We start from the raw sequence: 582 nt of genomic DNA, 5'->3' as shown, positions 1-582 counted from the left end.
ACAACATCCGTTACTTCTGGCTCACCTTTTGTCACGGTACCAGTTTTGTCTAACACGATGGTATCTACTTCATGAGCTGCTTCTAGATGCTCACCGCCTTTAAATAAAACACCTAGCTCGGCTGCTCGACCTGATCCTGCCATAATTGACGTTGGGGTAGCTAGACCTAATGCACAAGGGCAGGCAATTACAAGTACAGCAATCATTTTTTCAAGCGCTGAAGCAAAGTCACTAGGATCAAGCACCATATACCAAACAAAAAACGTAACGATTGCTATTGCTACAACAATGGGAACAAAAATACCTGAAATACGGTCAGCCACGCGTTGAATAGGGGCTTTAGAACCTTGTGCGCTTTCCACAACTCTTATAATTTGTGCAAGCGCTGTTTCTTTTCCCACTTTTGTTGCTTTTACTTTTAAAAAGCCATTTTTGTTCACTGTGGCTCCCGTCACATCATCACCAATCGATTTTTCAACCGGAATACTTTCTCCTGTTAGCATGGACTCATCAATTGCAGATTGTCCTTCTATTACCTCACCGTCTACTGGAATTTTTTCGCCTGGCTTCACATAAACAACG

General features: G+C 42.6%; 1 protein-coding gene. It reads right to left on the bottom strand.

Translation table 11 applies throughout. From position 1 onward, the window contains the following. A partial coding sequence (locus tag ACYVL2_RS20070) for an HAD-IC family P-type ATPase (RefSeq protein ID WP_460546572.1) occupies positions 1 to 582 on the bottom strand: 582 nt, incomplete at both ends.

It is taken from the genome of Glycomyces halotolerans, assembly GCF_054779575.1.
This window is presented reverse-complemented; position numbering and strand designations above follow the sequence as displayed.